This window comes from Niastella yeongjuensis (genome assembly GCF_900110245.1).
Lineage (GTDB): Bacteria > Bacteroidota > Bacteroidia > Chitinophagales > Chitinophagaceae > Niastella > Niastella yeongjuensis.
Map to the genome: position 1 here is coordinate 181,757 of NZ_FOCZ01000009.1, position 16,273 is coordinate 198,029.

Here is a 16,273-nt window from a genome sequence, read left to right on the forward strand (position 1 = left end):
GTTTTCGTTATACGACCCATTGGGGGCTTATTATTTTGATCACAAAGCCTATCAGCAGCATCCAAACCAATATCAGCAATTATTTCCGGTACAACGGATACGTTACAACACCTTCAATTCCACTCTCCTGTTTTTAGCCCGGCCTTCCACAGTGGCATTGTCGGATATTGGTCTATCCTGGCCAAATCCCCGATATTGAAGCCGGTTGTTGCTAATGCCGACTCCTGTTAAATAGATGAATACCGTTCGGGCGCGGTTTTCACTCAACAGCTGATTACTGGCAGGGGTGCCAGCATTGTCCGTATGCCCTTCTATCAGTAGATGTATTTGAGGGTTTTCCTTTAAAATCTGCGCCAGTTCATTTAACGGGCCATGGGATTGTTGCAATAATTTAAAGCTACCCGTTTCGAAGAAGATCCTTGTTGCTGTACCATTTATTTGTTGCTTTATTTCGGCTGTTACTTCAGGACAGCCACCGTTACGAGCATTACCTGCGTTATCAGGACATTTATCCAAGGAATCTTCAACACCATCCTGGTCACGGTCAGGTGGCGGGCATCCATGGTATTTGATTACTCCAACCACTAGCCGGCATGAATCCTCATTATCAATGATACCATCGCCGTCTGAGTCTATCGGACTGGTGATTGTTGTAACTGGTATGGAAGCTTGCTTTATCTTACTAACCTTTTTCCGGTTGATAGCCCCTGCGATTCCAATACTGTTAACCCAGTGATTGTATTGCCTATCAGTAAAAGCGAAACGGTATTGGGAGTTGATCAATAAAAACACGTTTGCGCTCAAATTTATCTGACAGCCAATACCGGCAGGCGTACTGAGGTTATAACTATCCTTATATTTTGACAACCCCGCCCCCATCAGCACGTATGGATTAAATATTTTATCCTGCTTAAAACAATTTGCCCGGAGTGATAAGTTTGCCTCCAGGAATAAATCCTTCTTCCCATCTTTTCTTTGAGCCTGTTCAATAAAGGCGCCGGACAGAGCAGAAGTAAAGACTATATGTGATGAAATGTTGTTTTGATATTGGATGCCGACACCCAACTGGGGGGTACCTTCCAAAAAACTGGAAGTATCTGCTTTTTTAAAACTGAGTAGCTCCAAATGAATACCAACTGCAGGAGTTTTGGTATACTTTGTTTGTTGCCCATATGTAAAACATGGGGGCAATACTATTATTGCGAGATGGATATATAATATAAATCTCACCAGTTACAATTTTTTGAATTAATATCCCGTATCTTTTAAAATCAGTTCTTGCATTTGATCCGAAACCAATAAAAAAAAACTGTGAGTGGAAATTCCAGGAAAGCGGACCCAGGTATTTGATAGGAGATTGGATTCAATGCCCCATTACTCACCATGCTTATAGCATGGCCTAAAGTTCGTGGAAGTTGCAGTGTAATTATCTTCTGTTTGTATTATCACCGTTAATTTTGTCTACCAGCTTTTGGATTTCCTTATTGCGAACCCAGTATTTTTTTAAACCTGCACTTCCTTCAATTGCTATAATTGATCTCATACTGGCCAGATCATACACTTCAATTTTGGCTGCTATATCTGACACCATAGGAATTAGCAGAAGATAATGGCTATCCTGTTCCTGGATCAATTTAGTTACTTTTTCCGATGACATCAATTCATATTTCCATGGCCAGGCATCCGAAACGCTACTTTCAATACTTGCTCCCCTTTTTCCTTCGATCAAATTTTCATTAAACCAGGGTGCGCCCGGTTATATGGTTTTGATTTTACTTTTTTCGTTCTCCAATTAGAATGATACATTACCGGCATTGCCAGATTAAGACTTTACCACTATGGAACGCCAAGTATCCTCTCCAATTCATTTTCAATATTTTGTTTTAACATATTGTATTCTTCAATACCCATGGTTTTCCCCACTCGTTCCTTTTGCCATTCCATAAATAATGGTATATACCATAGCAATGAAACTACACGGCTTGAAATCATTTCATCATCCTCAAAGGAAATTGTTTTAAGTAAATTAAGAAATTCATTATTAAGGTTTCTGTCAAATATGCCTTGACGAAGTTTATAGAAAAAGCCCGTATCAACTTCCCATGTTGACTCTAGTTGTTCAATCAGTTCTTGTATCATTGATTCGGTTTTGATATTGCTTTGAGGAATGTGTTTTTCGATTAATACTTCTTGGTCTTTTTTGCCCAGTTGCCCAGCATGGAACCAGGATGACAGTTTTCTATAAGCGCCTGGAATACCTGAAAGAAAAAGCAGGCATTGAGAAAGAGTTCGGATTACACAGCCTGCGTCATTCCATTGCTACCCATTTATTGCAAAGTGGTATGCCCATAGAGGAAATTGCCCGATTCCTGGGCCATAGCTCCCTTGATTCCACCCAAATCTACACCCATTTAACTAACGATCTAATAGCACCTCTCCTGCGCCGTCTAAATCTTCGATCAGGATCAACTTATGTTTCAATTCCTGTTTACCGAAGTAGTAAAATGCATTTTCTAACAAACTGGTGATCTGGATTACATCTTCTACCGGTATAAGTTCACCCACCTTTTCCTGCAAATGGGTTTTACCTGTACCACTACTGCCCAGGCTGATCACATGCAATGGTTCTTCCCGTTTCCTGCTTGTAAATACCAGGTACATTAGTAACCGGTTGTTTTCCTCACCAATTACCCCACTTTGCCCAATCAGCTCATTGGTTCGGCGTAAAAGACCAGGCTGTTTTAAAAATGCTTCAGCTTCCTTCCTTTCTGATTCGGTTAACTGCTTTACAGGTTCCTTTTCTTTGGCCAATAATTTCAATTGTTCCAACCGGTACGTCTCTAACAGGTTTATCAGGGTGGCAAAAGCCGAAGCAATGTAGCTGGTACCAAGTGCAAACCTTTCAGCACACCGGCGTACCAATTTATCCAGACTTTCATTGTTGTACAAATCCAGGTTGTGGCGTACCGCTTGTTGTTTGTATTCAACTTTCAGGGTTACACGCATTCTTTCCATTCCTTCTATTTTAAGGCCGCCCAGAAGCCCAAAATTCAATTCCTGATACTGCCAGGTTATGTATTCCCGGTTTTCAGTATTGAGTACTGTCATGTAATAGAGTTTTAATGGGGTGAAATAAAAAAGGAGGCAATTGCTGACCTCCTTCAATGAATTATTTTAAAAACCAGTGGTGTGCCCGGTTATATACTTTTGATTTTACTTTTCGATCACCAACTAGATTAAAACATTATGCATTGTCACCCTCTTCGTATTCAGGATAACTTTGATAAAATTCCTGCTTACGTGCATTGAGCCAATCGTATATCCCTAATGTTTCGACATCTTCAAGTAGCCTTTCATACGCTTCCTTTATCCCTTTTTCAGAGTCCAGCCGTAGTGGAATATTATGTAACAAATCGCATAGCCCATATATTCTTTCATCCTTACTTTCATAACTACGCTCTCTTATCTCAATAAGAGTAATATACAATACATACAATAAAAACTTCTTTTCCATAATTATTGCTTTTTAGTTGGTGGTTCTTTGGGGGTTGGAAACATTGAGTCATCTGGATAATACTCCTTTACTGGCACATCCACACTCAAGCCTCTCCGCTGTATCTCATATATTCTTGTATTACCATCCGAAAGTGTACCTGTTTTTGCATTAATTCTTACAGGATCATATTCATTGGGATGAAGAACGCTTTCAATTAATTCTTTGTCAGACAGTTTTTTAATTTTCTGATATGAAGAAGAACTAGTAATTGTAGATTCTTTATGTCCTAATTTTAAATTCTTCGAATTAATCGTTTGCCCACCACTTGAAGAAGACCATGACCCTTCTTTACCCGTTGCATTGACCCTATTAGTGGTTGTGTTTGCAGCATTACCTTCTATGGCTTCAACATTACCATGAGCTTCTATAGCTAGCTTATTTGTCTTAGCAACAGGGTGCTCTGAGAATTTAAATCCTTCAATGGCAGGTGGCTCTCCCATTCCTGCATCACCCAATGCACCTAAAAAGACAAAACTATATAATTCCCCATATGCCTCTTGGTCATTATCATTGATAGCTCTTTTAGTTGTTGCCTCTAAATTATCGACCATCCCTTTGAGACTATACCCGTACAACTGTTTTGCTACAGCCCTGTAATTACCTGTAGCGGAATTTACCATAAGGTGAGCTTTTTGGGCTTCTATATCTAAAGCACCGAGACCTCGAACAAATCCAGATAATGTAGGATGGCCACTGGCTTTTGCTTTATCTGCAAGCCAGTCTGTCACCAATTGTAGTTCACCACCATCTAAATCAATTCCTTGAATTGGAGAATTACTTGCAAATTGATAGGGTGTTAATTCTGCATAATCCCTTGTAAGTGGGTCTACGGAAAGAAACCTCCCCGCCCTGTTATCATAAATCCTCATCCCATAATCCTGCTGCAATCCCAACCCCTTCACCTCATTATCATTCATCTTGCCATTAAATCCAAACTTATACGGCACACCACTATTCGGCAATGCTACACGGCTCATCATCCCAAACGGATAATAATCCTGAGCTGTAACAATATCCGGCTCGTAGTAAGAAATCAAAGAGCTTGTGTCGCTTAAAGATACACCGAATTTGCGATCTGACACCGTAGCGAGTACATTACCTAAATGGTTTGCCTATTCAGCAGTTTTTGAGTTCTTAGTAGAAGTGAGATAGGACAAGGATTTTAGAAGATTATCACCTTTCGGCATGCCCGAAACGAAAAACTATTTATTGATTAAGCTCAATTACCAATTGAAATAACTACACAATCTAGTTGTGATTCCCTTCCTCAGTTTTTTGAATTACTCTCTCCTTCGCCTTAACCAAATAAAAAAGCTGCATCAAATTGACACAGCTTTGTATTTACAGTTCAGTATTTCGGTTTTCTTTTTACATGCCTTACCGAGTTAATTATAACACTATTACCTTCTACTTCATAAACAACCAAGTAAGGGAAACGGTTAATTCTTATTCTTCTAAACTGAGTATTAATCGGAGGATAACGTAAAGGGTGTTCGCTGATCTTCAAATAGCCACTTTCCAATTCTTCAATAAACTCAAACCCTAATCCTTTCTTTCGATTTTCATACCAGTCAAAAGCTTCTTGTAAATCCCAAATAGCTTCTGACTGTAATACTATCTCATAACTCATTCCGGCTTCTTTTTACCAGTAATCATATCCTTGGCTTCTTTCCAATTATAGGTTTTACTTTCACCGCTTAAACGTTTAGCTCTTCGTTCCTCAAAAAGCTTTATTTCTTCTTCACTGAACTCATATTCGAAATCATCCTCCTCGTTATATTCTTTTGCCACTGCGTACATCAGTTTTAATAACTTCTCATCCCCTTTATCTATGTACTGATGTAGTTTCTGACGAATATTAGCTGGTGTCATAAATACATTGATTTTCAACAAATTTAATGAATTTTAGTTATTATCCAAATGGGTGATGTTTGCTCAATTCGTCCTGCAAAGTTTCCATTTCCTGCATTGCATAGACTTCTGTGCTACTGATATACCTATGACCTGCCATATACTGAACCTGCCGCTTATTATGCTGTTTAACCCAGTTTATGAATACAGAACCCCGAATATGCAGGGCATTGGTTAATGCCGGATTAATGCCCTGTAGCTCCTGTTGCAGCCGAGTAACTATGTTAGAAAGGCTACCGGGAAATAGTTCCTCCCCTTTGGGCTTTAACTGGGGTCTGGTATCCTGTAGATACTCATGGATGGGCAGAATCTGCGCTGATTGCAGCAATAGGCTTCTACTGGCACTCCTTCCAGTGGATGGGATATATATCGTTCCTGCATCTACTGAAACATCCTTCACCTCCATCTTCTGAAGCTCCCCACTGTGTATCCCCTGAAACACCATTAAACCCACTATTACGACGTTTCTTTGGTGGACAAGGTCTGTGTTATGCTGGTGCTGGGAAGCCTTCTTTAATAGCCTATAGTGATCGTATAGGGCCTGTAGTTCCTCCGGGCTCAAAGGATTCTCAATAACCCGTTTCACGGTCCCCTTTACCCGTAGCTGTTTTACAGGGTTATTTTTTACGTCGCCCTGTTTTTTCAGGTAGTCGAAATAATAGGTAATGCTAGCCAGCCGTAGATTAATGGTTGCCGGGTTTACATTCTTTTGCTTCTCATACTGAATATAGGTGAGCAGGTCATTATATCCTACACTGGCAGGATCGAGATGACTTTCCTTTTCCAGCCACTGGGTGAACAGCTTCACATTGTAACTATGGCTGGTAATAGTTGTGGCACTCAGTTTCGTCGTCTGCAAATACCGTTCAAACTCATCCATCTGGTTCATGGTTTAAGTTGTTTGTTAAATGGGTGTATATCTGGGTGCTATCAAGGGAGCTATGGCCCAGAAACCGGGATATTTCTTCTATGGGCATGCCACTCTGCAGTAAATGGGTGGCTATGCTATGCCTGAGATCATGTAAGCCGAACTGTTTTTCAATACCAGCCTTTTCTTTCAGGTGAGTAAGGCGTTTATAAAAAACAGTCATTCTACCACCATGCTGGGAAATAAAAAAGGCTCCGTCATCTGGAACCTGCTTTCTTTTTGCATACTTATTGTTGTAATCTCGCGCGTAATGTTCATATAGAAACCACTCCCGCCCTTCTGTTATGTAACTGCGTATATCATCGGCGTGTTTAGTGGCAATAGGTACATACCGCTGTTTCCCTCCTTTACCCCTTCTTACAAATACCAGCTTCTTATTCAGGTCAATATCATCCAGATTGAGCGCTGTACCTTCCATTTTTCTTAAGCCACAGCCGTAAAATATGGCGATGATAGCCCTGTCTCTCTGTCCCAATGCAATGCTCTTATTTCTATGGGGTAGAAAAGTAGCATCGTATAACTGTTTTATTTCCTGAATAGAAAGGACAGTAGGCAGCTTTATATCATCTTCAGCCCGCTCTACTGTATAGTCGAGTGCAAACTTACCTGTGGTGTTCAAATACCCGGTAAAGCTATTAACGGAATTAATAATAGCATTTATTGCGCTACTGCTTAATGCGCCCTCCCGCATGGTATTACTTCTGTGTTTCACATGCCCGATAAACTGGTTGATGTGAAGATTATCGATCAGGGAAATATGATGGATATGTCTACTTTCCAGAAAATGTAATAATTCCCGTACATGTACAGGCCAGTTTTTGATAGCAGATTCAGAATATCCGATTATTTGTAACCATTGTTCATAAGATTGTAACCAGTACAGGTAATGGGCTGATTGAAGCGGTAATCCTTTCATAAAGCTGAATTAATGATAAATAAAAGCCTACTGTATTTTCACCACCTTTGTTCTGAATCGACCATACCACTTCCGATACCAATATTTATAATATCTTTTTCGCCACCTAGCGTGCAGATTAACAAGTTTAGGAGGTCCATTCTTTGGCCATAATGCTGCGATGTTATCCAACTCGTCGAATAATTGTTCAATTTCTCCGTCAGTGTATTGCTCCAAACCGTACCCGCAGCTCATGAAATAATCTTTCGCTGCTATCTTCTGTTCGGAACCTGTGGCGTAGGATTCATGAGCAAGGTCCACCATAAATTGATACAACACCTTTCGGGGATTCACCTGAAGTAACCGGCATATCAGTAAAAACTGCATTGGCAACATAAAATCAAATTGTTGTTGCCGGGCAAAGGGATTGTCTCTTTTGTTTTTGTTCATATTTGATTGTTTAATTAATAAATGTTACAGCATATGACAATAGAATGATGAAATGTTACAATTGCCTGTAATTTTGCTGCTCATTCATCATTCTATTGGCATTGCTGAAGCCAACGTGTTACTGTAGATGGGAATTGTTCAATAGCCCATCACGGCGGCAGATTGCACCCTGCACTTTTAATGAAGTTGATCAGGGCAACGATGATGGTGGCTATAAACAACGGTTGAGAAGCGTTACTGCTGGCGCTGCACCGCTGCATACCACCTGCGGATAATGGGGCTGGAAGTATAGCTGTGTGGAAGCCCTGTGTAGTGGAAGCTATACGGAAGCACCATTTAACCGCTGTAAGTCCTTGTTAAACGCCTGTAGCCGCCCCAATAGCTTTGTGTGGTGGCATGGGTGGCGGAAGGCTCACTTATTGAATAAGTCCGCAGTGGTCGCCGGTGCAGCATAACAAGAAGGTGGAGCCCCGCCAGATGCCATAGTCTGGCATTGTGTGCAGGCATGGCAGATGGAATGCGGGGCGGAGTGGTGCAAAGCGAAGGGTGGAAAAATGGTGACAGTTTTGAATGGCGTTGTGCGGGGCAAAACTGGCGGCATTTTTACTTCAGGGGCGCTTTGACGCCACACCTATTTACCGGATTGAAGCCGGGTCTTGCAATGCTGGTGATGGTTTAACCCGGTACTTGGCTTTTATTCCTAACCTCGACAGTAAATTATAGACGCTTGTTCTATGCCATCTGCCACCTGTTCTAAATGTTGGTATTTCCAGCCTGTTTAACTCACTGGCTATTCTTCTTGTACTGCGAATTCCTTCCGCGTTGATTTTTAAAATAGTGGGTTGAAGTTTCTTTGCAAATACATTTGCCGCTTCTTTATTCTTTTCAGCAAGGGCAATACCATTCCTGCCTAATAATACACCTCTTTTCTTTGCTGCCTGTAAAGCTAATTTTGTATTCTCACTTATTGTGCGGCGTTGTTCTTCAGCTACTGCTGCCAGAATATGAATAGTAAAACGGTTTGCATGGGGATTGTCTGCAACAATAATATCAACAGGCAGTTTAATATTATGTGCGATTTCTTCAACATCACGACCTAAACGGTCAAGCCGGGCTACAATTAAAGCCGCGTTGTGCTTCTGACAAAGTGTAAAAGCATTTTCTAAATATATCCTCCTTTTACGCGTTGACTTTACTTCCCGAATCTCCATCAGCAGTTGAAATCCATTTGATTCGCAGTAATGCCTAACAGAATGTTTCTGAGATTCAAGCCCTAATCCACTTCTCCCTTGCTTTTCGGTCGAAATACGGTAGTACGCAATTACTAATTTCATGTGATGAGTTAAATTATTCTTCCAGAATTTCGTTATCAGGCAATCCAGTTACCTTCCGGATAACCTTTAGAGCTGCTGCTTTAGTAAGGTTATCGCTTTTCCTTTGAATGTACCGGGCAATGGTAAATTCAGTACAGCCCAGTGCATCCATTAATCGCCGTCTGGTTTGGGGTGTATTAATGGTCTTCAACACCTCTTGCTTTAGTTTCATAATTTGATTGAATTTTGTGTGAACAGTAAATAGAATCCCTACTGAATCACATAAGCCCCATGTCAGCAAATGAATAATAGAAATCTCTGGTGACAATAATGTGATCATGAACAGAAATATCCAGCAGTTGACCGGCGTCTTTAACTTTCTTGGTTAAATTTTTGTCCACTATACTTGGATTCGGATCGCCGGAAGGATGGTTATGAGCAACTATGATTGTATTGGCGTTGGCTTTAAGGGCTGCCATAAATATTAATTTGGGGTCTGCTACTGTGCCTGTCATCCCTCCAGTTGATAATTCATATATTCCTAATACGCGATTCTTGCAATTCATAAGTATGACCTTGAATTGTTCCTGTAATTCAAGTTTTTCCTCATCCCATGTTGATATAAGAAACTTATACGTTTCTACTGAATTGCTTAATTGAACCCTGTCAGATGGCTTTACTTTTGTCTTATACACAAGGCGAACTTCAGTCGCTGTAAGTTGTGGTAGCTGCTTTTCCATAATAAAGGCAATAAGATTGATTTGGTGTTTAGAAATAAAAAATAAGCCCGCCGGGTGGAAACCCAGCGGGGGAATGGCACATGAAAAACTCCCACCACGTAATGAGTGAAACTCACTCATTATCCCAGTCTACATTTTTTAATATGATTATCCGATGGCATAAAGTAGATGTACCCTTTCCGGTGGTTTATTGGCTCGCTGAGTCCTTCTTCTTATCTGGCTTGGGTTTGGTTGAGCCAGTGGTGGTTTGGCTCATGGGTGGCTCCCCAGTTTGCAGGCGTATTAATACTTCATTTAATACATTAGTTACTGACTTCTGTAGCTGCTGATATTCTTCGTAGCTGGCAATTTCGTAAATATAGCCCTGATGCTTGTCCTTCTCCTGCAATTTAATATATCCGTTCTGAAGTAATTCATGGTTGTACCGCCGTACAGTAGTACCGGGTAGTCTTAAATGAGTGCGAACATCTTTATTAGTAAAGGTGGTTTGTTCCAGCCTCTGTAATAGGGCTTTAAGCTGTTCTAAATACCCCCTGCAACCTCCGGTTAATTCATCACTCTTACGTAATAGAATTTCACTTAGTAACTTATTAGCTTCCTTTATATCCTCAATGGTGGTTTCAATATAAAGTGTGCCAGTACGCTCATCTGTTTTCAACCCCCTTTGTAACTGATGGTAAAAGGTGATCGCTTCAATATATGCCAGATAGTGGGCATTGGTTCTTCTCGGTTTAAATACACAGGGTGGCAGTTGTAATAGTTCTGCATATGGATTCCTCACAGAAACAGGCACTAATACCCGTTGCACATTCTGAAGGAGCTGCTTACCCTTGCCTGCTCTTTGAAATCAACCTTTCCAGCACTCTTCAGTCGTTGATAATGCATGATCTTTTCGTCCTGCTCGCTACTTTCATCCAAATGCAATAGAAAGCTCCTGTTACTGTTATCCTCATATACCGATTCTTTTGTAGTGCAACCACCTACACAAATTGGACCCTCCACCCGTAAATGAACTGTTTGTGCTTCGCCTGTTTGATTTTTATAAACAACCGTTTTGGTGATTACCTTTTTGCTTTGCAGTTCACGTAACGGGTAAAGTACCTCACCTGCTCCATCGAGATCTTCTATCAAAATGAGCTTATGGGAAAGTTCCTGCTTGCCGAAATAATACAAGGCATTTTCTGACAGGCTGGTGATCTGAATTACATCCTCCGGTGGTATAAGTTCACCCACACCTGACTGTAAATGTGTCTTACCGGTACCACTACTGCCCAAACTGATTACATGCAATGGTTCTTCTCGTTTCCTGCTGGTAAATACCAGATACATCAGAATACGGTTGTTTTCTTCCCCTACCACCCCACTTTGCCCAATCAGTTCATTGGTTCGTTGTAACAGATCAGGCTGTTTCAGGAACGCCTCAGCCTCTTTCTTTTCAGGCTCAGTAAGCTGCTTTACTTGTTCCTTCTCTTTCGTCAGCTGCTTTAACTGCTCCAACCGGTATGCTTCTAACAGGTTTATCAGGGTGGCAAAAGCTGAAGAAATATAACTGGTACCCAGTGCAAACCGTTCAGCGCAGCGCCTTACCAGCTTGTCAAGGCTGTCGTTATTGTACAGATCGAGATTATGCCGTACAGCCTGTTGTTTGTGTTCTACTTTCAGAGTAACACGCATGCGCTCCAATCCCTCAATTTTAAGCCCTCCCAGAAGCCCAAAATTCAATTCCTGATACTGCCAAGTGATATACGCCGGGTTGGTCGTATCGAGGTTTGTAGCCATAAGTCAATTTTAGAAAGTGGCGGTAATTTCAAATAAATAATGATGGTAGGGTTTATTAAAGATCAGGTACAGCAGCTCATCCTGTGGATTGGAGCTTACTTCTTCCACCCTTAACAACAATCCCGGCTTAAATAAATCTGCCCCTTCCCTGCTTCTTACAAGGAAAGGACAGAACAATCTTTTTATTACCCCGGATGAATTAATTAACAGAATGCTGCCGGAATCACAGTATTTAATATCCATAATAGAAAAAGGGATTAAAGCCTGATAAAGCCTACCCTGCCACAGTAGCAGGCTTATTTGTAGCCTGTGGTTGGTTTTCATCAGGCACGTAAGTGTAAGTATGGGAGAGCAACATCGTTTCTCCCGTTTTCTCAACTGTATACTCGTATGCCTCGCACTCTACCCGCTGAATACTTCCGGGAAGCTGCTTGCCAACAAGTGTTTTTGCGACTTCTTCAGTAAACACCGAGGAAATAGAACAACGTTTAGCTGAGGCATAGAATTTACCTGTGGTGGAGGATTGAATAAACTCAATATCACCAGTAAGTTCCAGAGAAATAAAAGACTCGCCTGTTTTATTCTGACGAATAAAATAATTGGAAATAGTAACCATTTTAAATGATTTTGATTATTTGTAATAGCCAGCTTCCCCTATTAAAATTCGATAAGTAGGAAGTACGGGGAGTATTGGCAGCGTCAGAGGCATGGGGCGGAGGTGTTAATACTTGGTATCCTTTCTCTCATATATCGTGAATTTCAGCATACCGATTACAGTAGAAATGCCATAGTATTAATAGATGGAAGGCACTATTTCAGTGGGATTGAGATTTGAATTTGATGCCGGTAAGCAGACTCAGTCGTGAATTAAACGCACTATTGCATTTATTGTTTATGCTGATTTTTGGTAGGATTGGATTTCACCCCATTAACCAAGAATAATGTAACACTTGTTTTATCATCCACAGAAATGCACACCCTACCATTATTGGTTAGAATGGTAAAAAGTAAAGCCTGTTTGGTAGTTTTAGAATACCCCCTCCATGAATTGGAGATTTCACCGGGTACGACATTAATAAAGCGGTTCTCTTGCCCAGTATCTTTATTTTTGAGTAATATATATCTGGCTTTAAGATTGAAAGTAATCTCAATCAAATAATGTGATCCTCCAACACAATGAAGGTCGTCACCCCGAACATAATTAGCTTGTTCAATGCTGATAAAAGTGTCCTGTGAATATGAATTAAACAAGAATAACAAGAATCCGAGGAACAATAGACATTTCTTCATACGACTGTAGTATTTGATGGTAATAATTTTCTGATAAGAGGGCGTTAAAATATTCAGCCCTCTACCGGCGTGTGTTGCTCGGAATTTAGCGGCTGAGATAGCTTATTAGCTGTATAGTATCGCTGAACTGATTTGTGAAGTATGCAAATAGTCAGAAAGTAAAAGGAAATGCTCACCCTGACTGAATTTGTGAAGCGATCCTATAACGCTCAGTAGGAGGATTTATTACTATCATGCACCAACCCTCAGAAAGTAATGAATCTCAGTTATATACGCTTTCCATATTTGGAAAAGTCACTATATTTTCGTAAGTTTGTATAGCTTCTATAGGTTCCACGGAGGAGTGGGGCCATACGATGGGAGGCAGCTGATGAAAAGGCGAAGCACCATTGGCAGTAGGTTTGTAAACCCTGCCCTGTCAAACAGGGAAACATAAGGGATAGTTTATGTCATCTACGGGGAGCGAAAGTTCTTTATATAAGGTTGCTGCTTGGTAGCATTACCCTTCCATTTACGGCGTATGTCGTAGGGGTCTCGAAATGACGAGAACAACAGTTTAAGCTACCGGGGTAATATGGTGAAGGAGTTTACCATATTATGAGGCTTGAAACGGAGCAACTGAAAGTAAAGGCATAATTTGACGCCTTATACATAGAATAAGGTTTTTAATGTGATTGGATTCTATACTGAATAAACTCACATGGGGACTTTGTGTGTTTAGTTGATAATTACTACTCTGGTAAGAAGGGATGATAAGTAAGCCCTTTACAGTAGTGAAGCAGTGAGCAATAGTTGGAAAATGAATTAACGCCTAAGATTAGAAGAATAGCAGCACTTTTACGCCTTCTTACAAGAACTGATCTATAGCCTACTAAGACCTATTGATAAACACCTACCACCTACGTTTTCCCCTTGGCACCTCGTGTGCCTCAGCCTCTCAGGGCATTTCTCGAACAGTTTCTCAAATTCACCACGAATGATTAAATGACTACACAGGAACATCGGGTTCCCATTCCCAATTATGAACAATTCTACGAAATAAACACTCTCGGAACTATCCGCAGCATTAACAGGCGCATACTTACCAAATCCGGCTATTATAAGCCCGAGAAGGAACGAATTATCACCCAACGGATCAGTAACAAGGGCTACTTATCTGTTACACTAAGCAAATACGGCCAATCAACCACACATTATGTACATAGATTACTGGCTTTGGTTTTTATTTCAAATCCCTATAACAAGCCTATCATCAACCATCGAAACGGCAATAAGCTGGATAATTCAATTGAAAATCTGGAATCGGTGACGTATTCCGAAAATGCCATCCACGCATATAAAACCGGCTTATACAAGTCCAACGAGCGTAAAAGACGGCTAATACTGGACGCCTGTACCGGAGAAACATACACTTCTATCAAGAAAGCCGCTGTTCATCTCAACATCAACTATGCTACATGCAGAAACTATCTGTCAGGCCATAGCCCCAATCGTACATGTTTGCAATATGCGGCTTAACAGAATTAACACCTTATCCTTTTTCATCCACCAACTATATTGGTAAATTACTTTACTCATACATTGTTGCCGCCATAAGAATATCAGCAAAGGTTTTCCAGCTAATATTTTCAGGCATTGGAATATTATTATTTATATAGTACCCTTCAATGTCTTCAGTCCAATTTTGAACTGCTGCTAAATAATCAGTCAGGGTATTATTTTCCCATTGATTAGAATTAATTTTAAAATCATTCATTAAAGCATCCATGAAGCGTATAAAGTCTTCCTTAGAGTTTACATTTTTTGCTATTTTTCTAGATGATTCATTTAATACGACTTCTATTATCAACTTGATTTAAACCTATTAATGTCGCTCACTCTTTTAACTTACAAACTAGATGTTAAGCTATTCCTCACACTCATTATCTTCTTCTCGAATCAAATCAATCCCTATGATTTTACTGCCGTCAAAGCTTTCTCCATAAGTTGCTTGCCCCGGAAGTACAAATGATTCCTTTTGATGGCGAAGGCGTTCTGTTGAATTTAGATTATGCAAATTACAATGAATAGATCTTATAGCAGCTTCATTATCCTCGTCAAACAATGGTGGACACCACAATACATTGACCCCTCCGGGAACTGTATAATGCGGAACATCCTGTCTATTAAAAGGCAATACGATTTGAAAAATTTGATTTAATGCAGAAAACGAGAAGACATGTGTAAATAAATTATCATTGTTATTCGTCTTTCTAAACAACATTCCTGCTGGCTGCTCATATTGAAATGTCAACGGCATTGAATAGCTATTAATTAATGCAAAACCAGAATATTTATCATCATGGTTATTAGTTCTTAAATATTCAAATGCAAACTTATAGTCCTCTAAATGCCTATCGTCAACAATTGACAATGCCATCTTTAGAATTGACTTATAGACATTCAATGGCGTAAAGGGGTTTTTCTCGTAGGTGATTATAGTTTCCTGCTTTTTTTCGTCAAATTGGAAAACGGTATTAAGGCCATCAAAACGCCTTATTTTAATAATATTTCCTTCATTGTCATCCTGAGTGCTTTCTGCTTCGAGTTTCTTATCTGCAGATTTGAATTTTGGGATTTTCTTTGCTTTTACCGATTGAACGGTTCTTACAATGCCTAAAAAGTTTGCAAGATCACTTTCATACTTACTGAATATAAAGTTACACTCATCACATTCAAAATCTGACACTAAATATCTATTGCCTAACAATTCAGAAAACACATGCGCGTCATTTGAAAAAGTAACAATTGAATGCTGATACTTTCTGTGACAGAATCTACAAACCCTGCTTCTCTTGTCTTTCAATCCCTCCTTATTTTTACTATCTGGACAACTAATTTCCTTCTCTAATTTGTAAGCCGTCAGAAAATCGGCTGCGCTTTCCCTAAACTGGTCAGGATAAAAATAGTTACGATTGATTTTGTCTGCCCTAATCATCTGCTTTATACTTTACTATTGCCAATAAACACAATTCAAATTTGCTCGCTTTGCTTCTTTTGAGATATTACACAATTTCATCATTTACAAAATCGATCATATCATCAACAGCTTCCCGGAACCAGTCCCAAAATGTATTATACTCTTTAACAAACTCATACCCCACGGAAGCATAATCGTGAATAATCACCAGTTTGCCTTCATTATTCAAATCCCAACAAGCAACATCATCACAATCTCTTCTTTGCGCAAAAGGAATAATCTTTCTGTCTGGGTATCTACTTTTGAGTCCTTCGTATCTTAGCTTAGCTCGCTCATCAACTAGTATTTCCCATGGTTGTATATTTATCAGTCCAAGCTCAACAATTCTTGAAAATTCTTGAGGGTATACAAACTGAAACTTCAAATAGGATTCATTCAAGATATTCATGTAA

Annotated in this window: 23 protein-coding genes; 2 read left to right on the forward strand and 21 right to left on the reverse strand. The window is 39.9% G+C overall.

Features of this window, described 5'->3' with window-relative positions; translation table 11 throughout:
• Nucleotides 1–102: 102 nt before the first annotated feature.
• From BMX95_RS23305 to BMX95_RS23315, 3 genes are all read right to left on the reverse strand, one after another.
• A complete protein-coding gene (locus BMX95_RS23305; RefSeq protein WP_090519581.1) occupies nucleotides 103–1,230 on the reverse strand; it encodes an OmpA family protein in 1,128 nt (375 codons plus the stop codon).
• 196 nt (nucleotides 1,231–1,426) lie between these two features.
• Complete coding sequence (locus BMX95_RS23310) at nucleotides 1,427–1,729, reverse strand: hypothetical protein (protein ID WP_081197894.1); 303 nt, start codon at nucleotides 1,727–1,729, stop codon at nucleotides 1,427–1,429.
• A gap of 107 nt (nucleotides 1,730–1,836) precedes the next feature.
• Entirely contained in the window at nucleotides 1,837–2,139 is a 303-nt protein-coding gene (locus BMX95_RS23315; protein WP_081197895.1) for a hypothetical protein, read from the reverse strand.
• A gap of 89 nt (nucleotides 2,140–2,228) precedes the next feature.
• On the opposite strand from BMX95_RS23315, the gene BMX95_RS35875 reads away from it, so the two are divergent.
• Nucleotides 2,229–2,528 carry a tyrosine-type recombinase/integrase gene (locus tag BMX95_RS35875; protein ID WP_081197896.1) on the forward strand — a complete coding sequence of 100 codons (300 nt, stop codon included), beginning with the start codon at nucleotides 2,229–2,231 and terminating at the stop codon, nucleotides 2,526–2,528.
• On the opposite strand, the gene BMX95_RS34595 is transcribed toward BMX95_RS35875, so the two are convergent.
• The 15 genes from BMX95_RS34595 to BMX95_RS23390 all read right to left on the reverse strand — a co-directional run bounded on the left by BMX95_RS34595 (nucleotide 2,416) and on the right by BMX95_RS23390 (nucleotide 12,188).
• Nucleotides 2,416–3,108 carry a hypothetical protein gene (locus BMX95_RS34595; RefSeq protein WP_133053857.1) on the reverse strand — a complete coding sequence of 231 codons (693 nt, stop codon included), beginning with the start codon at nucleotides 3,106–3,108 and terminating at the stop codon, nucleotides 2,416–2,418. The genes BMX95_RS35875 and BMX95_RS34595 overlap by 113 nt on opposite strands.
• Nucleotides 3,109–3,244: 136 nt before the next feature.
• The gene (locus BMX95_RS23330; protein WP_081197898.1) at nucleotides 3,245–3,514 is read right to left on the reverse strand and encodes a hypothetical protein; all 270 of its coding nucleotides are present in this window, start codon (nucleotides 3,512–3,514) and stop codon (nucleotides 3,245–3,247) included.
• A 2-nt stretch (nucleotides 3,515–3,516) separates the two neighbouring features.
• Complete coding sequence (locus BMX95_RS23335; protein WP_133053858.1) at nucleotides 3,517–4,638, reverse strand: RHS repeat domain-containing protein; 1,122 nt, start codon at nucleotides 4,636–4,638, stop codon at nucleotides 3,517–3,519.
• Between the two features lie 266 nt (nucleotides 4,639–4,904).
• A complete protein-coding gene (locus BMX95_RS23340; RefSeq protein WP_081197900.1) occupies nucleotides 4,905–5,186 on the reverse strand; it encodes a type II toxin-antitoxin system RelE/ParE family toxin in 282 nt (93 codons plus the stop codon).
• Nucleotides 5,183–5,428, reverse strand: coding sequence for a hypothetical protein (locus BMX95_RS23345; RefSeq protein ID WP_081197901.1), 246 nt, complete (start codon nucleotides 5,426–5,428; stop codon nucleotides 5,183–5,185). The genes BMX95_RS23340 and BMX95_RS23345 overlap by 4 nt, the downstream gene beginning before the upstream one ends.
• Before the next feature lie 40 nt (nucleotides 5,429–5,468).
• Nucleotides 5,469–6,356, reverse strand: coding sequence for a tyrosine-type recombinase/integrase (locus BMX95_RS23350; RefSeq protein WP_081197902.1), 888 nt, complete (start codon nucleotides 6,354–6,356; stop codon nucleotides 5,469–5,471).
• Nucleotides 6,340–7,311, reverse strand: coding sequence for a tyrosine-type recombinase/integrase (locus tag BMX95_RS23355; RefSeq protein WP_081197903.1), 972 nt, complete (start codon nucleotides 7,309–7,311; stop codon nucleotides 6,340–6,342). The genes BMX95_RS23350 and BMX95_RS23355 overlap by 17 nt, the downstream gene beginning before the upstream one ends.
• A 27-nt stretch (nucleotides 7,312–7,338) precedes the next feature.
• A complete protein-coding gene (locus BMX95_RS23360) occupies nucleotides 7,339–7,740 on the reverse strand; it encodes a hypothetical protein (RefSeq protein WP_081197904.1) in 402 nt (133 codons plus the stop codon).
• Nucleotides 7,741–8,375: 635 nt separating this feature from the next.
• The gene (locus BMX95_RS23365) at nucleotides 8,376–9,074 is read right to left on the reverse strand and encodes a recombinase family protein (RefSeq protein ID WP_081197905.1); all 699 of its coding nucleotides are present in this window, start codon (nucleotides 9,072–9,074) and stop codon (nucleotides 8,376–8,378) included.
• A gap of 13 nt (nucleotides 9,075–9,087) precedes the next feature.
• Nucleotides 9,088–9,285, reverse strand: a complete 198-nt coding sequence (locus tag BMX95_RS23370) for a hypothetical protein (protein WP_081197906.1) — start codon at nucleotides 9,283–9,285, stop codon at nucleotides 9,088–9,090.
• Nucleotides 9,286–9,331: 46 nt separating this feature from the next.
• A complete protein-coding gene (locus BMX95_RS23375) occupies nucleotides 9,332–9,913 on the reverse strand; it encodes a JAB domain-containing protein (RefSeq protein WP_242673003.1) in 582 nt (193 codons plus the stop codon).
• A gap of 67 nt (nucleotides 9,914–9,980) precedes the next feature.
• Entirely contained in the window at nucleotides 9,981–10,601 is a 621-nt protein-coding gene (locus BMX95_RS35055) for a hypothetical protein (protein ID WP_177193713.1), read from the reverse strand.
• Nucleotides 10,586–11,572, reverse strand: coding sequence for a hypothetical protein (locus tag BMX95_RS23380; protein ID WP_177193714.1), 987 nt, complete (start codon nucleotides 11,570–11,572; stop codon nucleotides 10,586–10,588). Before BMX95_RS23380 ends, BMX95_RS35055 begins: the two co-directional genes overlap by 16 nt.
• A gap of 9 nt (nucleotides 11,573–11,581) precedes the next feature.
• A complete protein-coding gene (locus BMX95_RS23385; RefSeq protein WP_081197907.1) occupies nucleotides 11,582–11,815 on the reverse strand; it encodes a hypothetical protein in 234 nt (77 codons plus the stop codon).
• Between the two features lie 31 nt (nucleotides 11,816–11,846).
• Nucleotides 11,847–12,188, reverse strand: coding sequence for a hypothetical protein (locus tag BMX95_RS23390; protein WP_081197908.1), 342 nt, complete (start codon nucleotides 12,186–12,188; stop codon nucleotides 11,847–11,849).
• 1,658 nt (nucleotides 12,189–13,846) lie between these two features.
• On the opposite strand from BMX95_RS23390, the gene BMX95_RS23400 reads away from it, so the two are divergent.
• Nucleotides 13,847–14,380 (forward strand): NUMOD4 domain-containing protein, encoded by a 534-nt coding sequence (locus BMX95_RS23400; protein ID WP_081197910.1) that lies wholly within the window; start codon nucleotides 13,847–13,849, stop codon nucleotides 14,378–14,380.
• Nucleotides 14,381–14,432: 52 nt separating this feature from the next.
• Here the strand turns inward: BMX95_RS23400 and BMX95_RS23405 are convergent, their stop codons facing one another.
• From BMX95_RS23405 to BMX95_RS23415, 3 genes are all read right to left on the reverse strand, one after another.
• A complete protein-coding gene (locus tag BMX95_RS23405; RefSeq protein ID WP_242673004.1) occupies nucleotides 14,433–14,711 on the reverse strand; it encodes a DUF7660 family protein in 279 nt (92 codons plus the stop codon).
• A 57-nt stretch (nucleotides 14,712–14,768) separates the two neighbouring features.
• On the reverse strand, nucleotides 14,769–15,839 hold the full coding sequence (locus BMX95_RS23410) for a hypothetical protein (RefSeq protein WP_081197911.1): 1,071 nt from the start codon (nucleotides 15,837–15,839) through the stop codon (nucleotides 14,769–14,771).
• Nucleotides 15,840–15,906: 67 nt separating this feature from the next.
• Nucleotides 15,907–16,269 (reverse strand): hypothetical protein, encoded by a 363-nt coding sequence (locus BMX95_RS23415; protein WP_081197912.1) that lies wholly within the window; start codon nucleotides 16,267–16,269, stop codon nucleotides 15,907–15,909.
• Nucleotides 16,270–16,273 lie beyond the last annotated feature (4 nt).